22 protein-coding genes are annotated in these 19,993 nt (G+C 66.4%); 18 read left to right on the top strand and 4 right to left on the bottom strand.

The annotated features are described in order from the left end of the window. Positions 1-68: 68 nt before the first annotated feature. From G0D83_RS30310 to G0D83_RS30280, 7 genes are all read left to right on the top strand, one after another. Positions 69-506 carry a paraquat-inducible protein A gene (locus tag G0D83_RS30310; protein WP_164198371.1) on the top strand — a complete coding sequence of 146 codons (438 nt, stop codon included), beginning with the start codon at positions 69-71 and terminating at the stop codon, positions 504-506. 156 nt (positions 507-662) lie between these two features. Then, entirely contained in the window at positions 663-1,460 is a 798-nt protein-coding gene (locus tag G0D83_RS30305; RefSeq protein WP_108969371.1) for a DNA repair protein, read from the top strand. A 131-nt stretch (positions 1,461-1,591) separates the two neighbouring features. Then, entirely contained in the window at positions 1,592-2,959 is a 1,368-nt protein-coding gene (radA, locus tag G0D83_RS30300; RefSeq protein WP_164198369.1) for a DNA repair protein RadA, read from the top strand. 44 nt (positions 2,960-3,003) lie between these two features. Continuing rightward, positions 3,004-3,576, top strand: coding sequence for a CvpA family protein (locus G0D83_RS30295; protein WP_164198367.1), 573 nt, complete (start codon positions 3,004-3,006; stop codon positions 3,574-3,576). A 238-nt stretch (positions 3,577-3,814) separates the two neighbouring features. Then, positions 3,815-5,290, top strand: coding sequence for an amidophosphoribosyltransferase (gene purF / locus G0D83_RS30290; RefSeq protein ID WP_164198510.1), 1,476 nt, complete (start codon positions 3,815-3,817; stop codon positions 5,288-5,290). A gap of 165 nt (positions 5,291-5,455) precedes the next feature. Further along, positions 5,456-5,704, top strand: coding sequence for a pilus assembly protein PilP (locus tag G0D83_RS30285; protein WP_164198366.1), 249 nt, complete (start codon positions 5,456-5,458; stop codon positions 5,702-5,704). A gap of 88 nt (positions 5,705-5,792) precedes the next feature. Beyond that, positions 5,793-6,440 (top strand): SDR family oxidoreductase, encoded by a 648-nt coding sequence (locus tag G0D83_RS30280; RefSeq protein ID WP_164198365.1) that lies wholly within the window; start codon positions 5,793-5,795, stop codon positions 6,438-6,440. A gap of 21 nt (positions 6,441-6,461) precedes the next feature. Here the strand turns inward: G0D83_RS30280 and G0D83_RS30275 are convergent, their stop codons facing one another. Next, positions 6,462-7,157: a substrate-binding domain-containing protein gene (locus G0D83_RS30275; RefSeq protein WP_164198364.1), complete on the bottom strand. Its 696-nt coding sequence runs from the start codon at positions 7,155-7,157 to the stop codon at positions 6,462-6,464. Positions 7,158-7,387: 230 nt separating this feature from the next. On the opposite strand from G0D83_RS30275, the gene surE reads away from it, so the two are divergent. The 3 genes from surE to G0D83_RS30260 all read left to right on the top strand — a co-directional run bounded on the left by surE (position 7,388) and on the right by G0D83_RS30260 (position 10,086). Further along, complete coding sequence (gene surE, locus G0D83_RS30270; RefSeq protein ID WP_164198363.1) at positions 7,388-8,173, top strand: 5'/3'-nucleotidase SurE; 786 nt, start codon at positions 7,388-7,390, stop codon at positions 8,171-8,173. After that, on the top strand, positions 8,170-8,814 hold the full coding sequence (locus G0D83_RS30265; RefSeq protein WP_108969382.1) for a protein-L-isoaspartate(D-aspartate) O-methyltransferase: 645 nt from the start codon (positions 8,170-8,172) through the stop codon (positions 8,812-8,814). The genes surE and G0D83_RS30265 overlap by 4 nt, the downstream gene beginning before the upstream one ends. A 63-nt stretch (positions 8,815-8,877) precedes the next feature. Further along, a complete protein-coding gene (locus G0D83_RS30260; RefSeq protein WP_164198362.1) occupies positions 8,878-10,086 on the top strand; it encodes a peptidoglycan DD-metalloendopeptidase family protein in 1,209 nt (402 codons plus the stop codon). A gap of 76 nt (positions 10,087-10,162) precedes the next feature. Here the strand turns inward: G0D83_RS30260 and G0D83_RS30255 are convergent, their stop codons facing one another. Then, positions 10,163-10,909 (bottom strand): hydratase, encoded by a 747-nt coding sequence (locus G0D83_RS30255; RefSeq protein WP_164198361.1) that lies wholly within the window; start codon positions 10,907-10,909, stop codon positions 10,163-10,165. 553 nt (positions 10,910-11,462) lie between these two features. Between G0D83_RS30255 and cyoA the strand changes: the two genes are divergently transcribed. From cyoA to G0D83_RS30230, 5 genes are read left to right on the top strand one after another with little or no spacing between them, the layout of a single operon-like run. Then, entirely contained in the window at positions 11,463-12,545 is a 1,083-nt protein-coding gene (gene cyoA / locus G0D83_RS30250; RefSeq protein ID WP_235958219.1) for a ubiquinol oxidase subunit II, read from the top strand. Next, entirely contained in the window at positions 12,535-14,532 is a 1,998-nt protein-coding gene (gene cyoB, locus G0D83_RS30245; protein WP_164198509.1) for a cytochrome o ubiquinol oxidase subunit I, read from the top strand. Before cyoA ends, cyoB begins: the two co-directional genes overlap by 11 nt. Continuing rightward, positions 14,529-15,158, top strand: a complete 630-nt coding sequence (gene cyoC, locus G0D83_RS30240; RefSeq protein WP_370457356.1) for a cytochrome o ubiquinol oxidase subunit III — start codon at positions 14,529-14,531, stop codon at positions 15,156-15,158. The genes cyoB and cyoC overlap by 4 nt, the downstream gene beginning before the upstream one ends. Then, positions 15,158-15,613, top strand: a complete 456-nt coding sequence (gene cyoD / locus G0D83_RS30235; protein WP_164198359.1) for a cytochrome o ubiquinol oxidase subunit IV — start codon at positions 15,158-15,160, stop codon at positions 15,611-15,613. Before cyoC ends, cyoD begins: the two co-directional genes overlap by 1 nt. Next, entirely contained in the window at positions 15,610-16,362 is a 753-nt protein-coding gene (locus G0D83_RS30230) for an SURF1 family protein (RefSeq protein ID WP_164198357.1), read from the top strand. The genes cyoD and G0D83_RS30230 overlap by 4 nt, the downstream gene beginning before the upstream one ends. Before the next feature lie 3 nt (positions 16,363-16,365). On the opposite strand, the gene G0D83_RS30225 is transcribed toward G0D83_RS30230, so the two are convergent. Next, on the bottom strand, positions 16,366-17,508 hold the full coding sequence (locus G0D83_RS30225; protein WP_164198355.1) for an MFS transporter: 1,143 nt from the start codon (positions 17,506-17,508) through the stop codon (positions 16,366-16,368). A gap of 186 nt (positions 17,509-17,694) precedes the next feature. Between G0D83_RS30225 and G0D83_RS30220 the strand changes: the two genes are divergently transcribed. Beyond that, a complete protein-coding gene (locus G0D83_RS30220) occupies positions 17,695-18,315 on the top strand; it encodes a 50S ribosomal protein L25/general stress protein Ctc (RefSeq protein WP_108969397.1) in 621 nt (206 codons plus the stop codon). Between the two features lie 76 nt (positions 18,316-18,391). On the opposite strand, the gene G0D83_RS30215 is transcribed toward G0D83_RS30220, so the two are convergent. Continuing rightward, positions 18,392-18,703: an antibiotic biosynthesis monooxygenase gene (locus G0D83_RS30215; RefSeq protein WP_164198353.1), complete on the bottom strand. Its 312-nt coding sequence runs from the start codon at positions 18,701-18,703 to the stop codon at positions 18,392-18,394. A gap of 76 nt (positions 18,704-18,779) precedes the next feature. On the opposite strand from G0D83_RS30215, the gene pth reads away from it, so the two are divergent. Both pth and G0D83_RS30205 read left to right on the top strand, forming a co-directional pair. After that, on the top strand, positions 18,780-19,466 hold the full coding sequence (gene pth, locus G0D83_RS30210) for an aminoacyl-tRNA hydrolase (RefSeq protein ID WP_164198351.1): 687 nt from the start codon (positions 18,780-18,782) through the stop codon (positions 19,464-19,466). 92 nt (positions 19,467-19,558) lie between these two features. Further along, entirely contained in the window at positions 19,559-19,930 is a 372-nt protein-coding gene (locus tag G0D83_RS30205; protein ID WP_164198349.1) for a DUF2237 family protein, read from the top strand. Positions 19,931-19,993: the final 63 nt, after the last annotated feature.

Raw genomic sequence — 19,993 nt, 5'->3', positions numbered from 1 at the left:
AACACGCCGGGGTGAAGGCGCCGCCTGGTGACGAGGGGCGACGCCCCTTCCCCGGCACGAGGCTGCCCATGCTGAAATACGTCAACCTCGCGCTCTTGCTGCTCTACCCGCTCGCTTGGGGGGCACCGTTGATGCATGCGGGGCTGCTGCCGCTCTTCGGCCTGTCGGACATCAGCGTCCTTTCGGGGATCGCCACGCTCTGGCACAGCGACATCTTCCTTGCGCTGGTGGTGGCTCTCTTTGCGCTGGTGGCGCCGCTGGCGAAGATCGGGGGGCTGGCGCTAGTCCAGTTCGGGCGGATGCCCCGCCGCGCGCTACCGCTGGTCAACACCCTGGGCAAACTCGCGATGGCCGACATCTTTCTTGTTGCGGTTTACGTCACCCTGATCAAGGGCATGGGCGTCGGCCGGATAGAGATCGGCTGGGGGCTCTACCTCTTCACCTTTTGCGTCCTGGCGTCGCTGGCCATAGGTTTGCTCGAAAGCCAAAAAGAGGCGACTAAATAACTCGGGTTTCCCGCAAAAATTGCAATTCTGCCACTGCGATTGTTCACACGAACTGAGCGCCGGTCATTAAAGTTAACATTTCCCTCTCCTTTCGGTACACTCGCCCTATTCTATTTCTTTACTGTTCTTTCTTTGGCTTTTTCTTGGGAGTCCCCCATGGTGTCCCAACTTCGTGACGCAGGTCTGGCCCTGCACTATATCCTCCAGAAGCTGGCATTCATTGTCGTGGCCACCGTCGGGGTGGCGCTGTTGATCTGGACCGCCGCTGCGGCTGCCGGGCTTGCGCCCTGGCTCGAACTTGACCTCAGCCTTGGTGGGCAACCGATTGAGAATGCCGGTCTTTGGGTGCAATGCACCTTGGCCGGACTTGCCCTGATACTTGTGTCTTTCCTGCCGAACGCCGTGCATGTGATGGCGTTGGAACGGTCGCACCGGTCGTTCCACATCGGAATGCGCGATATTGCCCGCGCCTATACGATGTCGCACCGCGCCGACCGCGAGGGGGTTTTCAAGCTGCAATCCGAGTTCGATTCGGTGCGTGAGAGGCTCGCCTACCTGCGTGACCATCCCGACCTCGCCGAACTCGAGCCCTCGGTGCTCGAGGTGGCGGCGCAGATGAGCCACGTGTCCCGCGATCTCGCCCGCACCTATTCCGATCGCAACGTGCAGCGAGCGCAGGATTTCCTGGTCGCCCGACAGCAAGAGGTCGAGGATTTCAACATTCGCATCGAAAAGGCCAAGGCGGCCGCGGTGGAGATCCGGCGCTGGCACGAACGGCTCGAGCTCGACGAGGCGATCGCGCAGGCGCAGCTTGCCCGGCTGGTGGATGAACTCGAGGATATCCTGCCCGAGATCCTGCCCGAGACCACGGTCACCCTGGACGCACCCGCCCCCGAGTTCACCGAGGCGCCGCGTCAGGAACGCGTCGTGCCTCTGCCGCGCGCGGCCGAATGAGCGCCGTGGGCTGATCGCGGCGGAGGGGGCACTGCCTCCTCTGCGGCTTTGCCGCCGTCCCCCTCGGGATATTTGCGCGTGGCAGAACTGGCCAGCTTGCACAGCGCTCCGCGAGCAGGCAGAACCCGCGCATGGCCAAAGCTTCCGCGAATTTCGTCTGTCAGTCTTGCGGCAACGCCACCTCGAAATGGTCGGGGCGCTGCGATGCCTGCGGGGAATGGAACTCCATCACCGAAGAGGTGCCGCTCTCGCAGGGGCCTGGCGGCAAGACGCTTGGCGCCACGCGCGGGCGCAAAGTGGCGCTGTCGGATCTCGCCACGACCGAAGCCGCGCCGCCGCGCACCGCCTCGAAGATCGAGGAACTCGATCGCGTGCTTGGCGGCGGGCTGGTGCCCGGGTCGGCCATCCTGGTGGGCGGCGATCCCGGCATCGGCAAGTCGACTCTGCTGCTGCAGGCGGCTGCGGCCTTTGCCCGCGCCGGGCAAAAGGTGATCTACGCCTCGGGCGAGGAGGCACGCGCGCAGGTGCGCATGCGCGCCCAGCGTCTGGGGCTCGGCGAGGCCGCGGTGCAGCTCGCCGCCGAGACCAACCTGCGCGACATCCTCACCACGCTCGAGGCCGAGAAGCCGGGGCTGGTGATCGTCGACTCGATCCAGACCATGTGGGTCGACAACGTCGCAAGCGCCCCGGGGTCGGTGGCGCAAGTGCGCGCCGCGGCGCATGAGCTGACCACCTTTGCCAAGCGCCACGGCACCTCGGTGATCATGGTCGGCCATGTCACCAAGGACGGGCAGATCGCCGGGCCGCGGGTGGTCGAGCACATGGTCGACACGGTGCTCTATTTCGAGGGCGAGCGCGGCCACCAGTTCCGCATCCTGCGCTCGGTCAAGAACCGTTTCGGCCCGGCCGACGAGATCGGCGTTTTCGAGATGACCGGCGGCGGGCTTGCCGAGGTGCTCAACCCCTCGGCGCTGTTCCTGTCGGAGCGGGGCACCCCCGCGCCCGGGTCGGTGGTCTTTTCCGGAATCGAGGGCACCCGCCCGGTGCTGGTCGAGTTCCAGGCGCTCGTCGCCCCCACGCCGCAGTCGCAACCGCGGCGCTCGGTCGTTGGCTGGGACGGCGGACGCCTTGCGATGATCCTCGCCGTACTCGAGGCGCGATGCGGCATCCCCTTTGCGGGACTCGATGTCTACCTCAACGTCGCGGGCGGCATGAAAATCAACGAACCCGCGGCGGATCTGGCCGTGGCGGCTGCGCTGCTTTCCGCCCGCGAGGATATTGCCGTACCCCCGGAAACAGTTGTTTTCGGCGAAATCAGCCTCTCCGGCGCCCTCAGACCGGTCGGCCAGACCGAAAACAGGTTGAAAGAGGCGCAAAAACTTGGTTTTTCCAACGCGATCCTGCCAAGGGGCGGAAAGGCCACGGGCAAAAGCGGCATGTCGCTCAGCCAGATGCCCGACCTGGTCACTCTGGTGGGAGAGATGTTCGGCGCCGGCTAAGGCCCGGCATCGATCAATCGGATCAGACGAGGGGCGCGAAGCGCATGGACGGATTCACTATCATCGACGGGGTCGTCGCGCTCGTCATCGTGCTGTCGGCACTGCTCGCCTATTCGCGCGGGCTGGTGCGCGAATCGCTGGCCATCCTGGGCTGGATCGTCGCGGCGATCCTTGCCTTTATCTTCGCGCCGCAGGTGCAGCCGCTGGTCAAGGAAATCCCGGTGCTCGGCGACTTCCTCGCCGACAGCTGCGAGCTGTCGATCATCGCCGCCTTCGCCGCGGTCTTTGCGCTGGCGCTGGTCGTCGTCTCGCTCTTCACCCCGGTCTTTTCCAGCCTGGTGCAGCGCTCGGCGCTCGGTGGGCTCGACCAGGGGCTCGGCTTCCTCTTCGGCGTGGCGCGCGGCGTGCTGCTCGTGGCGATCGCCTTCTTCGTCTACGAGACGGTGATCACCGCGCAGGATATCCCCATGGTCAACGATTCGCGCTCGGCGGCGGTCTTCGCCCAGTTCACCAGCAAAATCGAGGCGCAGAATCCAGAGGCCGCGCTCGGCTGGATCACCGCGCAATACGAGCAGCTGGTGGGCGTCTGCGAAGCGCCGGGCGCCAGCGACGCCTGAGCCGCAGGACCATCGACCGGACATCGAGCCGCGCTTTCGGGCGCGGCTCTTTAGTTGCCAGCCTGCCGCAGGCACCCGCACAAAGATCACGAAATCCCGCAGACGTGTTAGCGCATGCCTTGCCACGCCGCGCCGCGGCGTCCATATGCGAAGCTTCCGTGACACGCGCCCCTCATGCCAGTATGAGGGGGCTGTCCCCAGCCCTATGGATTCGGAGCCGCCCTTGTCCGATCGCCAGATGCCCCCCGCCCATCCCTTTGATTTCGACTCCGTCGATGCCGACAAGCTGCACGAAGAGTGCGGCGTGTTCGGGGTCAACGGGGTGACCGACGCGGCGAATTTCGTCGCCCTCGGCCTGCACGCGCTGCAGCACCGGGGACAGGAAGCCGGCGGGATCGTCTCCTACCACCCCGAGTACGGGTTCAACTCGGCCCGCCGCTTCGGCTACGTGCGCGACAACTTCACCCGCGCCTCGCTCATGGAAACCCTGCCCGGCGAGCTTGCCATCGGCCATGTGCGCTACTCGACCGCCGGCTCGAAAGGCGCGGCGATCCGCGACGTGCAGCCGTTCTTTGGCGAGTTCTCGATGGGCGGTGCCGCCATCGCACACAACGGCAACATCACCAATGCCGACGCGCTGCGCCGCGAGTTGATCGAGCGCGGATCGATCTTCCAGAGCTCCTCGGACAGCGAGTGCATCATCCACCTGATGGCCCGCTCGCTGCAGCGGGACATCCCGGCCCGCATGGAAGATGCGCTGCGCCGGGTCGAGGGTGCCTTCTCGGTGGTCGCCATGACCCGCACCAAGCTGATCGGCGTGCGCGACCCGCTGGGCGTGCGCCCGCTGGTGCTCGGCAAGCTGGCCGACGACGGCTACGTGCTGAGCTCGGAAACCTGCGCGCTCGACATCATCGGCGCAGAGTTCGTGCGCGAGATCGAGCCCGGCGAGATGGTCGTCATCTCGGGGGGCAAGGTCGAGAGCCGCCGTCCGTTCCGCGCCCAGGCCTCGAAGTTCTGCATCTTCGAGCACGTCTACTTCTCGCGTCCCGACTCGATCATCGGCGGCCGCTCGGTCTACGAGACCCGCCGGCAGATCGGCGTCGAGCTGGCCCGAGAGGCGCCGGTCGAGGCCGACCTCGTCTGCCCGGTGCCCGACAGCGGCACCCCCGCGGCGATCGGTTATGCCCATGAAAGCGGCATTCCCTATGGCATGGGGATCATCCGCAACCAATACATGGGCCGGACCTTCATCGAGCCGACCGAGCAGATCCGCAACATGGGCGTGCGCCTCAAGCTCAACGTCAACCGCGCGCTGATCCGTGGCAAGCGGGTTATCTTGGTGGACGACTCGGTGGTACGCGGCACCACCTCGCGCAAGATCAAGGAGATGATCCTTGATGCCGGCGCCGCCGAGGTGCACTTCCGCATCGCCTCGCCGCCCACCGCCTGGCCGTGCTTCTACGGAGTCGACACGCCGCAGCGCGAAAAGCTGCTGGCCGCGACGATGTCCGAGGACGAGATGCGCGAGCACCTCGGTGTCGACAGCCTCAAGTTCATCTCCCTCGACGGTCTTTACCGCGCCGTCGGGGCGAGCGAAGAGGGCCGCAACAACAAGTGCCCGCAGTATTGCGACGCCTGCTTCTCGGGCGAGTACCCGGTCGAGCCGGCGGACATGATCGAGAAGGGCTTCAAGCTCAAGACTGCGGCAGAGTAACGCATCGGCTGCGCGCCTCCTCGCCGAGGCGCGCGCCGCTTTCCGCCGCTTCCAATGTTCCGTTGCGGCGCGCACGGGGACGTGACCACGCGTCCCCCTTTTTATGCCCACGCCCCTTCTTTATCTGGCTGCAATCCGCCGCAACCAGACCAAGGAGAGCAGGCCATGGCAAATTCCACCCCCCCGAAGGTTGCCGCCAGCGCCACCACGCAGGCGCCTTTGCCGCGCGGCATCGCCTTGCTGGGCGTGCGCGGCTCGAACCGCGATCCCCGCGCTCTGGTGCGGCTTCCCGATGGCCGGGTGATGACCGTCGGCGTCGGCACGCAGATCGGCCGCCAGAAGATCGTTGCCATCGACGAGGACCGCGTTGCCCTGTCCAAGGGTGGCTCCGCCGAGTGGATCAAGCTGCCCTGACACCCGCAGGACACGGCGGGCGGCAGGCGCGGCCTGCGGCATTTCGGGCGAATTGACATTCGTCCGTGTCCGGGCGAGAGGGCGTGCCATGAGTGAAAAGATCGCCCTTGTCACCGGAGCCTCGCGCGGGCTGGGCTTTGCCCTCGCCGAAGCGCTCGCACCGGAATACCACATCGTTGCCGTCGGCCGCACCGTCGGCGGGCTCGAGGATCTCGACGACCGCATCAAGGCCAAGGGCGGGGCGGCGACGCTCGCCCCCATGGACATCACCAAGCCCGAGGCCATGGCGCAGCTGTGCCGCTCGGTCTGGGACCGCTGGGGCGGAATTGCGCTCTGGCTGCACACCGCTGTACATGCGGCGCCGCTGGCCCCGGCCAACCACCTGGACCAGAAGGACTGGGCGAAGTCGATCGCGACCAACCTGACCGCGACAGGCGTGCTGATCCCCTACATCACCCCGCTGCTCGGCGCTGAGGGCCGTGCCGTCTTCTTCGAGGATGACCACTCGGGTCAGAAGTTCTACGGCCATTACGGCACCACCAAGGGCGCGCAGATTGCGCTCGCGCGGAGCTGGCAGGCAGAGACAGGCAAGACCGGTCCGAAGGTCGACATCGTCAGCCCCAGGCCGATGCACACCACCACCCGCGTGGTCTTCCACCCCGGCGAGGACAAGACCGTGCTCGCCTCGCCCTACGCCGAGGCGTCGCGGCTTCTGGCTGATCTCGACCTTATCTGACCGCTCGGCGTCGGACTGGCCTCAGCCCAGCTCGAAGCGGGACACCCCGTTGGCCGCCAGCTGCGCGTCGAGCTCCGGCGAGGTCAGGAAGTCAAGCACAGCCATCGCCTCGGGCGCCGCTGTCCGCGTGACAAAGACAGACATGTCGATATGCGTCTCGAGCTCGTCGGGAAAGATCGCTGCGGGCTCGACACCCGGACTGCCGAGGATCGTCGTCAGCGGCGCCACCGCGAACTCGATCTCTCCTGCGGCCACGGCGAGGACCGGCGCGCCGCCCCCCATGGGCCGGCAGCGCGGCCCCACGGTCGCCACGAGCCCGAGCCGCCCCAAGACGCCCAGGAAGGTCCGCCCGCTGGTGCCCGCTCCGGTGTAGCCGATGCTCTGCGCCGACGTGAGCAGATCGACGATCTCTTTGGTTCCGGTCACCACCGGCCCGCCGGCTCCGTGCTGGCGCGCCACCGCGAGCCGCACCCTGCCGAAGGCCCGATGCGCGGCACGATCCACATAGCCCGCGTCGGTGAGCTGCCGGACGTATTGCGGATTGCTCAGCCCGATGTCGCCACGGCGGCCCGAGAAGACACGCTCGGCAATCGCCGGATTGAGATCATGTACCGGGCGCAGCGAGACGCCCGCCGCCTGTTCGATGCACCCGCGCAGCGAGCCGATCACCGACTTGATCGCCAGCGGCACGAGTATGACAAGTTCCTGCGACGGCATCGGGTTCGCCTCATAATGCGATGTCGGCGGACGATAGCATGTTCCGGCCCCCTGCGAAGCCTCTGCCGCGGATCGTGATCACACGGCTGTGTCGCGGCAGCTGCGACACCCTCCGCAACTTCTGAGTCACACCTCGACCCCTGAACGCACCGGAGGCGCCCTGCTGCCCTGCTGCGCCTTGCTCCACAGCGGGCCATTGCCTATGGAAGGTCCATAACAGGGATCCCATCATGCGCATTCTCATCACCAATGACGACGGCATCAACGCCCCGGGGCTGGCGGTGCTGCAGGCCATCGCCGAAGAGCTCGCCGGACCCGAGGGCGAGGTCTGGACAGTGGCGCCCGCCTTCGAGCAATCGGGGGTGGCCCATTGCATCAGCTACACCCACCCAATGATGATCGCCGAGATGGGACCACGCCGCTGGGCCGCCGAGGGCAGCCCCGCCGACTGCGTTCTGGCCGGCCTGCATGACGTGATGAAGGACTGCCCGCCCGACCTCGTGCTCTCCGGCGTGAACCGGGGCAACAACTCGGCCGAGAACGCGCTCTATTCCGGCACACTCGGCGGCGCCATGGAAGGCGCGCTGCAGGGGCTGCCGTCGATTGCCCTGTCGCAGTACCTCGGGCCGCGCACCCGCGACCTGACGAACCCCTTCGAGACCGCCGCCGCCCATGGCGCCGAGGTGATCCGTCGCATCCTCGCAGCGGGCACCGAGAGCGATGGCGACTATCGGCTGTTCTGGAACGTGAACTTCCCGCCCTGCCCCGCAAAGGAGGTCAAGGGCACCCGCGTCGTGCCGCAGGGCCGCCGGGCCGAGACCAACTACTCGGTCGAGCCGCACCTCTCGCCCTCGGGCCGGCGCTTCCTGTGGATCCGGGGCGGCGACCAGCGACGGCCCGCGCCCGCGGGCACCGATGCGGCGGCGAACCTCGAGAGCTACATCTCGGTTACCCCGATGCGCGCCGACCTGACCGACCATGCCGCGCTGGCCGCCCTCGAAAAGGCCTTCACATGAGTTTCGACGCCGACGCCAAGATGCAGCTCCTTTTCGCCTTGCGCTCGCGCGGGGTGACCGACAGCCTCGTGCTCGAGGCGATGGAGAAGATCGACCGCGGGCTCTTCGTGAAAGGCTATTTCACCGACCGCGCCTACGAGGACATGCCCCTGCCGATCCCCTGCGGGCAGACCATCTCGCAGCCCTCGGTGGTCGGGCTGATGACCCAGGCGCTGAACGTGTCGAACCGCGACAAGGTGCTCGAGGTGGGCACGGGCTCGGGCTATCAGGCGGCGATCCTCAGCCAGCTGGCACGGCGGGTCTATACGGTGGACCGTCACCGCCGTCTCGTGGTCGAGGCCCGCAAGGTGTTTGACACCCTCGATCTTTCGAATATCACCGCCTTCACTGCCGATGGCAGCTTTGGCCTTCCCGACCAGGCGCCCTTTGATCGCATTCTGGTGACCGCCGCGGCAGAAGACCCGCCCGGCCCGCTCTTGGCCCAGCTGCGGATTGGCGGTATCATGGTTCTGCCCGTGGGGCAGTCCGACACCGTGCAGCACCTCATCCGGGTGACCCGCACGGAACAGGGCTTCGACTATGACGAGCTGCGCCCCGTGCGCTTCGTGCCGCTTGTGGAAGGTCTGGCCAAGGAAAGCTGACCCCCGCAGGCGGCAATTGACATGACGTCCCGGGACAAGGGGCGCAGGTGAGGATCGAGACAGATGGACGACGCATTCCGCACATCCGCCACCCGCATCGCCGGGCCGCTGGCCGCGGCCGCCCTGCTGGCGGCCTGTGCCGGCCCGATCGACTACGACATGCGCGGCCGCATGGGCGGCTCGCTCGACACATCTCAGGCCGCGCTCTCGGCCAGCACCGCCGACCGGCCCGTGCCCGATGCGCGCGGCGTGCTGTCCTACCCAACTTACCAAGTGGCCGTCGCCCGAACCGGCGACACCGTGGCGGACGTGGCGAACCGCGTCGGCCTGCCCGCCGGAGAGGTCGCTCGCTACAACGGCATGCAGCCAAACGATCCGCTTCGGCCGGACGAGATCATCGCGCTGCCGAGCCGCGTCGGCGTGGCAGTGCCGACCGGCGCCGTGGACATCACCACGCTCGCCGGCAATGCGATCAACAACGCCCCGGCCACCGCGCGCCCCTCGGAAGTGACCACCACCACGCTCGCCCCGGCCCAGACCAGCGGTCAGAGCCGCGCGCCCAGTGCCGCCGCGCAGACCGGCGGCGTCGAGCCGATCCGCCACAAGGTGCAGCGCGGCGAGACCGCCTATACCGTGGCGCGGCTCTACGGCGTGACGCCGAAGTCGCTGGCCGAATGGAACGGGCTCGATGCCAATTTCACCCTGCGTGAAGGCCAGTACCTGCTGATCCCCGTGGTCGAGCAGCGCGCCACCCGCGCCGAGGCGGTGACCGTGGCGCCCGGCACCGGCTCGCCGACCCCGCAGCCGCCCTCCGCGGCGCAACCGCTGCCCCAGGATGAGCCGTCACGAACCGCGCAGGCCTCCGCCGCCAAGACCACCGCCGCCACCAAGCCGGTGGCCGACATCGGTCAGGCCACGTCGAACGCGCTCATGGCCATGCCGGTGAACGGCTCGATCGTGCGCGAATACTCCAAGGGCAAGAACGAGGGGATCGACATCTCGGCCCCTGCGGGCAGCGCCGTGAAGGCCGCCGCCAGCGGCACGGTTGCGGCGATCACCCGCAACACCGACAACGTGCAGATCGTGGTCATCCGCCACCCTGACGAGCTGTTGTCGATCTACACTCATCTTGACGGCCTGCAGGTCAAGAAGGGCGACGCAGTGAGCCGCGGCCAGACCATCGGCTCGGTGCGCGCCGCCGACCCGGCCTTCCTGCACTTCGAGGTCCGCAAGGGCTTCGACAGCGTTGACCCGATGAGCTACCTGCGCTGAGCGCGGCTGGTCCCCAAATGATGAACCCCGCGCCAACCGGCGCGGGGTTTTTCTTTTTGTTCAGCGCGTTGCCGTGTCAGATCAGCGAGACCGCAACGGTGCCGAGCCCCGCGATCTCGCCCGAGACCTCGGTGCCGGCGGGGAAGTAGGGCAGCCCGCAGAGCGAGCCGGTGATCACCACCTGGCCCGGCTGCAGCCCGCCGCAATGATCCCCCAGCACCTCGCAAAGAAGTCGGAGGTTCGCCAGAGCAGAACCACCGGGCACGCATGCCGCGCCATCCAGAACCATCGTCCCTCCGGCGACAAGCCGAGCCTCGACGGCACCAAAATCGCTGCCATCCCAGCTCTCGAGCGCGGTGCCGGACACCAGCCCCGCGTTGATCTGCATGTCGGCAAGTTTCAGCAACGGCGTGTCGGCGCCCTCGCCCTCGAGCCGCGTGTCGACCAGTTCGATCACCGGGCGCGGCTTGAAATACTCGGCCACGGGCTCGGGCAGGCCCGGGCCGGGCAGCGGCTTGAGAAGCTCGAAGCCAATCTCCAGCTCGATGCCAAGGAGGTCCGTCACCGCGATGCTGCCGCCCTTCGCCACCACATCGGCCGCGGCGATGGGCGCGACCACGGGCGCTACCTGGCCCGCCCCCGCGGCCACCTTGAACCCGGCCACGGCGCCGCGTGCCCCGGCGATGGCCGCCTGCACGGCAAGACACTCGTCCCGGTTTGCGGGCACTGTCATGCCGCGTGCTGTGGGCGCGAAACGTACCCCGGTCTCATGCGCGCGCTGCGCTGCAGCGACAAAATCGGACAGATGGGTCGGGATGGACATGGGAACTCTCCGGCAGGGAACTGGGTCCGGCTAGCCGCCGGCGGCGCGCAAAGGCTTAGACCATCGCCGGGTGCCCGCCAAGCGGCGGCGAATCTGCACACAAGAGCGCGGCGGCAATTGCGGCTTCCCGCAACGGCAGCCTGCACGACTTCTGAACAAAGCACCGCAAGCCTCGGAGGAAAATGTTCAACTTTTTGTGTGAAGTGTTCAAGCTCCCGCAGCGAGCAGCCTCGTCCCCGCTTGAACCGCGCCGGACCTCGAGCGCGCGGCCGCGCAAAATGATGCGGGTTTCCGCATGATTTCCCTAGAATCTCCAGAGGTCCCCGGTCTATTTCCGGCCCGCGCGGCGAGCGAGTCGCAGCGCCGCACGTTCCGTCACGCAAAGCTGATCAGCAAAGATGTGCGACGGAATGACCTATTCGGTTCGCGCCCGCAGCATTTTACGCGCGGACCACCTGTAACGGACGCGCCCGTGCTGAGCGTGCCCGATAATGTTCTCCCGGAGCGGCCTCCTCCTCTCACCCGCCGATCCGGAAAGACCTGCGAGGCTGACTTGAGACTATCGTTCAAAATTCCGATCCTGCTGGGAGCGGTCGCGAGCCTATCGGCGTGCCAGTACGACGTGCTAGCGCCGTCGGGCTGGGTGGCCGCCGAGCAGCGTGACCTGCTGGTCATCTCGACCCTGCTCATGCTGATCGTGATCATCCCGGTCATCTTCATGGCCGTCTGGTTCCCGCTGCGCTACCGCGCCGATCGCTCCGACCTTTCCGATTACGCCCCGACCTGGGCGCACTCGACCCGGCTCGAATACGTGCTCTGGGGTGTGCCGATTGTCATCGTCGCGATCCTCGGCGTCTACACCTACATCTACACCTATCGGCTCGACCCGTACCGGCAGCTGGATGCCGCAGAGATCGGCAGGGAGATCGGCGAGCCGATCGAGGTGGACGTGGTCTCGCTGGACTGGAAATGGCTGTTCATCTACCCCAAGCAGGGCGTGGCCTCGGTCAACGAGCTGGCAGTGCCGGCGAACCGTCCGATCAACCTGCGCCTGACCTCCTCGACCGTGATGACCACCTTCTCGGTCCCGGCGCTCGGCGGCATGATCTACACCATGGCGGGCATGGAGACGAAGCTGCACCTCATCGCCGATGAGGAAGGCACCTACTTCGGCCAGGCGGCGCACTACTCGGGCCCCGGATTCTCGGAGATGCACTTCCAAACGCTGGCGATGAACGACGCCGATTTCGACCAATGGGTCGAAAAGGCCCGCGCGTCGAACGACGAGCTGTCGCGCGAAGCCTACCTCGAGCTTGAGGTGCCGACGATGGCCAACGATGTGCAGTACTACAGCGGCGTCGACGCCACCCTCTTCGACCGCATCCGCGGCCTCTGCGTCGACGAAGGCAAGGTCTGCATGGATCAGATGATGATGCAGGACGAAATGGGCGGCGGCGGCCTCGAAGGGATCGCCGACAAGCACAAGTACCAGTACGACGAACAGCGCGCGATCGACGGCTTCGGCAATCCGATCGGCGTGCCGGCAACCCCGTCCGCTCCAGCCCATGGCGGCCACGCGGAGGGCGACACCCTTTCCATGAACTCGCATGAGGGAGCAGCGCACGATGGCCTCTGAAGCCCATGTCCAAGCCCCCGAGACCTGGTCGCCGCTTTTCGGCCGACTGACCCTCGATTGGATTCCCTACCACGAGCCGATCCTCGTGGGCACCTTCTCGGCCATCGTGCTGGGCGGCATCGCCGCGCTGGTCCTGATGACCTATTTCAAGCTCTGGGGTCCGCTCTGGCGTGACTGGATCACCAGCGTCGACCACAAGAAGATCGGGATCATGTACATGATCCTCGGCTTCATCATGTTCATCCGCGGCTTTGCCGACGCGCTGATGATGCGTGCCCAGCAAGCCCTGGCCGCAGGCGGCGCCGAGGGCTACCTGCCCCCGCACCACTACGACCAGGTCTTCACCGCCCACGGCGTGATCATGATCTTCTTCGTCGCGATGGCGTTCGTCACCGGCATTATGAACTTCGTCATGCCGACGCAGATCGGTGCCCGCGACGTGGCCTTCCCCTTCCTGAACAACTTCTCGTTCTGGATGACGGTGGCCGGCGCGCTGCTGGTGAACATCTCGCTCTTTGTCGGCGAGTTCGCCCGTGTCGGCTGGTTGGCCTTCCCGCCCTTGTCGGGATCGTCCTTCTCGCATGGGCCCGGCGTGGACTACTACCTGTGGTCGCTGCAGATCGCCGGTGTGGGGACAACGCTGTCCGGCGTGAACCTGCTCGCGACGATCTTCAAGATGCGCGCCAAGGGCATGAAGATGTTCGACATGCCGGTCTTCACCTGGACCACGCTCTGCACCAACGTGCTGATCGTCGCGGCCTTCCCTGTGCTGACCGCAACGCTGACCATGCTGACGCTTGATCGTTACCTCGGCTTCAACTTCTTCACCAACGATCTCGGCGGCAATTCCATGCTGTACGTGAACCTGATCTGGATCTGGGGTCACCCCGAGGTCTACATCCTGATCCTGCCGATCTTCGGCGTGTTCTCGGAGATCGTGCAGACTTTCTCGGGCAAGCCGCTCTTTGGCTATAAGACGATGGTCTGGGCGACCGCCTGTATCATGGTCCTGTCCTTCATCGTGTGGCTGCACCACTTCTTCACCATGGGCTCGGGCGCCGACGTGAACGCCTTCTTCGGCATTACCACGATGATCATTGCAGTCCCCACCGGGGTGAAGGTCTTCAACTGGCTCTTCACCATGTACCGGGGTCGCGTGCGCTTCGAAGTGCCGATGCTCTGGACCACCGGGTTCATCGTGACCTTCGCCATCGGCGGCATGACCGGCGTTCTGCTGGCGGTTCCGCCGGTTGATTTCCAGCTGCACAACACGCTCTTCCTGGTCGCCCACTTCCACAACGTCATCATCGGCGGCGTGGTGTTCGGGGTCTATGCCGCCGTCACCTTCTGGTGGCCCAAGGCCTTCGGCTTCAAGCTGGACGACAAATGGGGGCGCCGCACCTTCTGGTTCTGGTTCGTCGGTTTCTACTTCGCCTTCATGCCGCTCTACGCGCTCGGCCTGATGGGCGTGACGCGCCGCCTGCAGAGCTACATGGACCAGGCGTGGCAGATCTACTTCATCATCGCCGCCTTCGGCGCGGTGCTGATCGCCTGTGGCATTGCCTGCGGCTTCATCAACTTCGCCGTCTCGATCCTGCGCCGCAAGGAACTCGCCGTCGGCAACGACCCCTGGGATGCGCGGACCCTCGACTGGGCAACCCAGTCGCCGCCCGCCCACTACAACTTCCCGCAGGACATCGTGGTCTCCGGCCGTGACTACTTCTGGAAGATGAAGCAGGACGGCTTCAAGTGGTCGACCAACTACCAGGACATCCACATGCCCAACAACACGGCCACCGGCGTCATCGTCGCTGCCATGGCCCTGGTCTTCGGCTTCGCGATGATCTGGTACATCTGGTGGCTCGCCGCGGTCTCGTTCATCGCGATGATCGCGACGGTGATCGCGCATACCTTCAACTACAACCAGGATCACTGGATCCCGGCGGCAAAGGTCGCTGAAATGGAAGCGAAGGGAGACGTCGCATGACCATGCTCGACACTCCGCTGACCGGACGCGTGGCGGGGCCTGACGGCCCCGACCACCACCCCGATCATCACCACGAGAGCCCCACCCCCATCGGGTTCTGGATCTACCTGATGAGCGACTGCATCATCTTTGCATCGCTCTTCGCCGCCTACGCCGTGCTCGGCAACAACTTCGCCGGCGGGCCGGGTCCGAAGGACCTCTTCGAACCGGGCTTCGTGCTCATCGAGACCGCCCTGCTGCTGATCTCCTCGGTCACCTTCGGCATCGCCATGCTGAAAGCCGACAAGCACGACATGGACGGCACCACGCTGTGGCTGGTCGTCACCGGTCTCTTCGGCGCGGGCTTCATCGGGATGGAACTCTACGAGTTCAACCACCTGATCCACATCGGCGCGGGTCCTGACCGTTCGGCCTTCCTGTCGGCCTTCTTCCTGCTGGTTGGCACCCACGGTCTGCACGTGACCGCTGGCCTGATCTGGCTCTGCGTGATGATCGCGCAGATCCGCATGAAGGGCATGATCCCGGCGAACATGCAGCGTCTCGCGACGCTGAGCATGTTCTGGCACTTCCTCGATCTGGTCTGGATCGGGGTGTTCTCCTTCGTCTACCTCGTGAGGCTGATCTGATGAGCGCACATTCCGACACGTCGCACGGCACCATGGGCCAGCTGATGATCGGTTTCGCCCTCGCGGCGATCCTGAGCATCATCCCCTTCGCGTTGGTCATGATGGACACCGGGCTCGCGCCCGGAACCATCGTCGCGATCATCATGGGTCTGGGCGCCGTCCAGATCGTGGTGCACCTCGTGTACTTCCTGCACCTCAAGAGCAGCACCGAAGAGGGCTGGACCCTCGCGGCGACCATCCTCGCGGTGGTCATCGTGGCGATCGTCCTCGCAGGCTCGCTCTGGGTCATGTACAACATGAACACCAACATGATGCCGATGAGCGAGGGCAACATGACCATGGATTCCGAGGCCACGCCCGGAGCCTCCATGCAGGGCATGACCCACGGTGGTGCCGAAGGCAGCCACGCCGGCCATGGCGAAATGGACCATAGCCAGATGGACCACGGCAAATGAGCGGCGCGGCGGCGCGTAAGACCGGCGAGCAGCGCCGCCGCTGGCCACTCATCGTGGTGGTCACGCTCATCGCCCTTGCCGGTCTGATCGGCTTCACCTCGCTGGCGATCTGGCAGGTGAACCGGTTGCACTGGAAAGTGGCCCTGATCGAAAGGGTCGAGGCGCGTGTCCATGCCGCGCCCGTCCCCGCTCCCGGCCCGGATGACTGGGCCGGGATCACCGCCGAGAGCGCCGAGTACCGGCATGTCACTCTCCGCGGCACCTTCCTCAACGACGAGGAAGTGCAGATTTACACCCCCGCCGATTTCGGCCCTGCCTACTGGGTCCTGACCCCGTTGCGCCGCAACGACGGCACGGTGGTGTTCGTCAACCGCGGGCTGGTTCCGGAAAACCTCAGGGATCCCGCCACCCGCTCGGCACCCGAGGGACCGCAGACCGTGACCGGCCTGCTGCGCCTGTCGGAGGACCGCGGCTGGCTCTTCTCGCGCGACAACGATCCAGAGAACGGGCAATGGTACCGCCGCGACATCGGCTCGATCACCGCCGCCAAGGGACTCGAAAATGCCGCGCCGTATTTCGTTGATCAGGAGATGGGCACTGATCCCAGGGCCTGGCCGCGTGGCGGTCAGACCGTGGTCAGTTTCCGCAACGCCCACCTAAGCTACGCGCTCACCTGGGCCGGCCTCGCGCTGATGGTGGTGGCCGCCTGGGGCCTGTTCCTCTGGACGGAACTGCGCCGGGGCCGCTGAGCCTCAGCGCCGCGCCATGAGCGGCAGCAGCACCAGCGGAACGAGCAGCAGCAGCAGCGCCACCGCCCCGAAAGAGGCGCGCAGCCCGAACAGCTCCGACAGCCCGCCCATCATCGGCGGTCCCATGAAAAAGCCGGTATAGCCAATCACCGTCGCCCGGCTGATCGCCCGTGCCCGCGCCTGCGGTGTCAGCCGCGCGCCAAGCCAGGCATAGGCCATGGGTGCCAGGACCGACACGCCGAACCCAAGCACCGCGAAGCCGATCCAGCCGATCAGCGCCGTTGGCGCCAGCGCCGCGATCACCGATCCCAACGCCGCGAGCCCGGCGCCCGCGCCGAGCACGCCCGCGCCGTTGATGCGCCGGATCAGCCCCTGCCCCGAAAGGCGCCCCGCGCCCATGGTGAGGCCGAGCAGCGTCGGCGCAAGCGCGCCGCCCACGGCCCCCGCGCCGAGGTTGCGCTCGAGATGCAGCGCCGACCACGCCTCTGTCGCCTGCTCGGCCATGAAGCCGATGCAGATGACCACCCCCGCCAGAGCGATGATCCCCCAAGGCAGCGGCGCGCGGCTTCCGCTCCTTGCCTCCTCTTGGGGCACCACGACCTCGCCGCCGCGCGCCACAAGTGCCGCGACCAACGTCACGCCGGTGGCACCGAGGAAAATGCCCCAGATCGGCACGTCGGCGCCCCGCGCGATGCCCGCCGCCAGCGCGGCACAGGCGTAGACCAGCGAGTAGCCGCCGTGCGCGAGGTTCATCAGCGGCCGCCCCGAGCGCGCCTCGAGTTGCGACAGCTGCGCATTCATCGCCACATCCACCGTGCCCGCAGCCGCGGCGCAGAGCAGCATCGCCCCGGCGAATTGACCCCAGTCCCCCGCGAGACCGGGCAACAGGAAACCCAAGCCGAGCAGCGCGGTGAAGAGCGGCATGGCCAGCGCCCGCAAACGCTCTTCGGCCCAGGGCGCCAGCCACATGGCGAGGATCGCGCCGCAGGTCGAGACCAGCATGGCCGCACCGAAGGCCCCGTCCGAGAGCCCCACCTGCGCCTTGATCGCCGGCACGCAGCCTGCGAAAACGCCCCAGCAAATGCCGATGGCAGCAAAGCCCGCGAGCGGGCGGCGGATCAGGCGGATATCGGACAGGATGCTCATGCCGCAAGCCGTGACACGGGCCGCGCGGAACGTCCAGATAGGTAAAAACCGCGCCCGCGGCGCGCCTGCCCCGGGCGTGTGGCGATTCAGCCCTTGCCGAAAAGCGCGATCCGGTCTATGGGGCTGCGTTCATCGCGGGGTGACAGCCTTGGAGGCACCCTGCCCTAGATACATTGGAGATACATTATGGCTGGTGAGATTCCTGATCTCGTAGCCCTGGAACGGTCGGGGACGGGCAAGGGCGCCGCTCGGCAAGCTCGTCGCGACGGCATGGTTCCGGGGATCGTCTTTGGTGGTGAAGCAGAGCCGCTTCCGATCCAGATCCCGTTCAACTCGCTGCTGAAGACCCTGAAGGCCGGTCGCTTCAAGTCGACCCTCTTCAACCTCAAGGTCGATGGCCACGAGGATGTGCGCGTGATCTGCCGTGACGTCCAGCGCGACGTCGTGAAGGACCTTCCGACGCACTTCGACCTGATGCGCCTGCGCCGCACCTCGCGGATCAACCTGTTCATCCACGTTGATTTCATCAACGACGAGCAGGCACCGGGCCTCAAGCGCGGCGGCGTTCTGACCATCGTGCGTCAGGAAGTCGAGCTGAACGTTCTGGCCGGCGACATCCCGGACCACATCACCGTGGACCTGGCCGGCAAGCAGATCGGCGACGTGATCCACATCAGCGACGTTGTCCTGCCGGAAGGCGTGAAGCCGACCATCGACCGCAACTTTGTGATCGCCAACATCTCGGCGCCGCGCGGTCTGGTTGCCGACGATGCCGAAGAAGCTGAAGAGGCCGCCGCAGAGGAGTGATCCTCGCGCCCTCCGACGGATTGACGGCCCCGCCAGATCGGCGGGGCCGTTTGCGTTTCAGTGCCGCGCGCGCCCTTCAGTCCAGCTCGATCACCGACTCGAAGATCTCCAGCTCCGGCCCGCCGCGGTACATCTCGGCCCGACCTTTTGCGCCCTTGTGGGCGATGCGGAAGGCCTCGCTCTTGGTCCAGCCGATGAAGCTCTCCTCGTCCTCCCAGATGGTGTGCGAGGCGTAGAGGATGTGATCCTCGCGCTCCGGACCCTTCAGCAGGGCAAAGCTGCGGAAGCCCGGTACGGACTTCAGCTGGCTGTCGCGCTGCGCCCAGACCTCCTCGAACTCCGCCGCCTTTTCCGGCATCACCTTGAAGCGGTTCATCGTGAGATACATGGTCTCTCCTTCCTGTCTGTGCTATCGCCGTCCCCGCCCTATCTAGGGCCGAAAGGAAGCAATTCGGAGAGACGCGGTGCAGATTTTCGTGGGTCTGGGCAATCCCGGCGGCAAATACGCGAAGACGCGGCACAATATCGGCTTCATGGCGGTCGACCGGATCGCCGAGGATCACGGCTTCACCCCCTGGCGCGCGCGCTTCCAGGGCGAGGTCGCCGAGGGCCGTCTGGGCAGCGAGAAAGTGCTGCTGCTGAAACCGCAGACCTTCATGAACCTCTCGGGCCAGTCGGTCGGCGAGGCGATGCGCTTCTTCAAGCTCGAGCCGGGCGACGTGACGGTCTTTCACGATGAGCTCGATCTCGCGCCGGGCAAGTGCCGGGTGAAGACCGGCGGCGGCCATGCCGGGCACAACGGTCTGCGTTCGATCCACCAGCACATCGGCGAGGCCTACCACCGCATCCGCCTCGGCATCGGCCACCCCGGGCGCAAGGAGGCGGTGTCGGGCTACGTGCTGCATGACTTCGCCAAGGCCGAGGAAGGCTGGTTGGACGATCTGATGCGCGGCATCTCCGACGGCGCCAAGGCTCTGGCCGAGGGCGACAAGCCCGGCTTCCAGAACGCCGTCGCCCTGCGCGTGGCACCGCCACGCTCGTCGAAATCACCTCCCAAGGCCGAGGCGAAGGGCGATGCGAAACCCGCCGACGAAGCCGAGACCGAGGACAACCGCAGCCCGCTGCAGAAGCTCGCCGACAAGTTCCGCTGACGGAGCCCGCCCTCGCAGCTCGGCACCTTGCCCGAGGCGCGGCGTCTCTCTAGGCTGGTCCTAGGGCGAAACCACAGACAGCGGAGGACGCGATGCAGAAGGATCGGGCGGTCAACGTATTGGGCGGTCAGCTTCACCCCTGTTCGGTCGACCCAGTGACGGGCTATTTCCGCGACGGCCATTGCAACACCTGCGCCGAGGATGCGGGCAGACACACGGTCTGCGCGGTGATGACCGCCGAGTTCCTTGCCTATTCCAAATACGTCGGCAACGACCTTTCGACCCCGCGCCCCGGGCTGCGCTTTCCGGGACTGAAGCCGGGCGATCAATGGTGCCTTTGCGCGCTGCGCTTCCTTCAGGCGCATGACGAGGGCTGCGCGCCGAAGGTGCAGCTTGAGTCGACCCACGCCCGGGCGCTCGAGGTGGTCGCGCGGGACATCCTCGAGCAGCACAGGGCCGAGTAGAGACTTCAGCAGGTCGGCGGCGCACGGACGGAGAAGAGTACGCAGCGCTCCGCTCCCACCTGC

Origin of the sequence: Salipiger sp. PrR003 (genome assembly GCF_010500785.1) — a bacterium.
Classification (GTDB): domain Bacteria; phylum Pseudomonadota; class Alphaproteobacteria; order Rhodobacterales; family Rhodobacteraceae; genus Salipiger; species Salipiger pacificus_A.
Note: the sequence above shows the minus strand (reverse complement) of the source record. Positions and strands in the feature narration are given on the sequence as shown.

What these genes read in the sequence shown, in the direction of transcription:
- G0D83_RS30215 (WP_164198353.1), bottom strand. Translation starts at nt 18,703, where the DNA reads ATGTATCTCACGATGAACCGCTTCAAGGTGATGCCGGAAAAGGCGGCG.
- cyoD (WP_164198359.1), top strand. Translation starts at nt 15,158, where the DNA reads ATGAGCGCACATTCCGACACGTCGCACGGCACCATGGGCCAGCTGATG.
- G0D83_RS30280 (WP_164198365.1), top strand. Translation starts at nt 5,793, where the DNA reads ATGAGTGAAAAGATCGCCCTTGTCACCGGAGCCTCGCGCGGGCTGGGC.
- radA (WP_164198369.1), top strand. Translation starts at nt 1,592, where the DNA reads ATGGCCAAAGCTTCCGCGAATTTCGTCTGTCAGTCTTGCGGCAACGCC.
- G0D83_RS30265 (WP_108969382.1), top strand. Translation starts at nt 8,170, where the DNA reads ATGAGTTTCGACGCCGACGCCAAGATGCAGCTCCTTTTCGCCTTGCGC.
- G0D83_RS30220 (WP_108969397.1), top strand. Translation starts at nt 17,695, where the DNA reads ATGGCTGGTGAGATTCCTGATCTCGTAGCCCTGGAACGGTCGGGGACG.
- cyoB (WP_164198509.1), top strand. Translation starts at nt 12,535, where the DNA reads ATGGCCTCTGAAGCCCATGTCCAAGCCCCCGAGACCTGGTCGCCGCTT.
- G0D83_RS30205 (WP_164198349.1), top strand. Translation starts at nt 19,559, where the DNA reads ATGCAGAAGGATCGGGCGGTCAACGTATTGGGCGGTCAGCTTCACCCC.
- G0D83_RS30285 (WP_164198366.1), top strand. Translation starts at nt 5,456, where the DNA reads ATGGCAAATTCCACCCCCCCGAAGGTTGCCGCCAGCGCCACCACGCAG.
- G0D83_RS30260 (WP_164198362.1), top strand. Translation starts at nt 8,878, where the DNA reads ATGGACGACGCATTCCGCACATCCGCCACCCGCATCGCCGGGCCGCTG.
- surE (WP_164198363.1), top strand. Translation starts at nt 7,388, where the DNA reads ATGCGCATTCTCATCACCAATGACGACGGCATCAACGCCCCGGGGCTG.
- G0D83_RS30225 (WP_164198355.1), bottom strand. Translation starts at nt 17,508, where the DNA reads ATGAGCATCCTGTCCGATATCCGCCTGATCCGCCGCCCGCTCGCGGGC.
- G0D83_RS30305 (WP_108969371.1), top strand. Translation starts at nt 663, where the DNA reads ATGGTGTCCCAACTTCGTGACGCAGGTCTGGCCCTGCACTATATCCTC.
- G0D83_RS30230 (WP_164198357.1), top strand. Translation starts at nt 15,610, where the DNA reads ATGAGCGGCGCGGCGGCGCGTAAGACCGGCGAGCAGCGCCGCCGCTGG.
- G0D83_RS30295 (WP_164198367.1), top strand. Translation starts at nt 3,004, where the DNA reads ATGGACGGATTCACTATCATCGACGGGGTCGTCGCGCTCGTCATCGTG.
- G0D83_RS30255 (WP_164198361.1), bottom strand. Translation starts at nt 10,909, where the DNA reads ATGTCCATCCCGACCCATCTGTCCGATTTTGTCGCTGCAGCGCAGCGC.
- cyoC (WP_370457356.1), top strand. Translation starts at nt 14,529, where the DNA reads ATGACCATGCTCGACACTCCGCTGACCGGACGCGTGGCGGGGCCTGAC.
- purF (WP_164198510.1), top strand. Translation starts at nt 3,815, where the DNA reads ATGCCCCCCGCCCATCCCTTTGATTTCGACTCCGTCGATGCCGACAAG.
- G0D83_RS30310 (WP_164198371.1), top strand. Translation starts at nt 69, where the DNA reads ATGCTGAAATACGTCAACCTCGCGCTCTTGCTGCTCTACCCGCTCGCT.
- G0D83_RS30275 (WP_164198364.1), bottom strand. Translation starts at nt 7,157, where the DNA reads ATGCCGTCGCAGGAACTTGTCATACTCGTGCCGCTGGCGATCAAGTCG.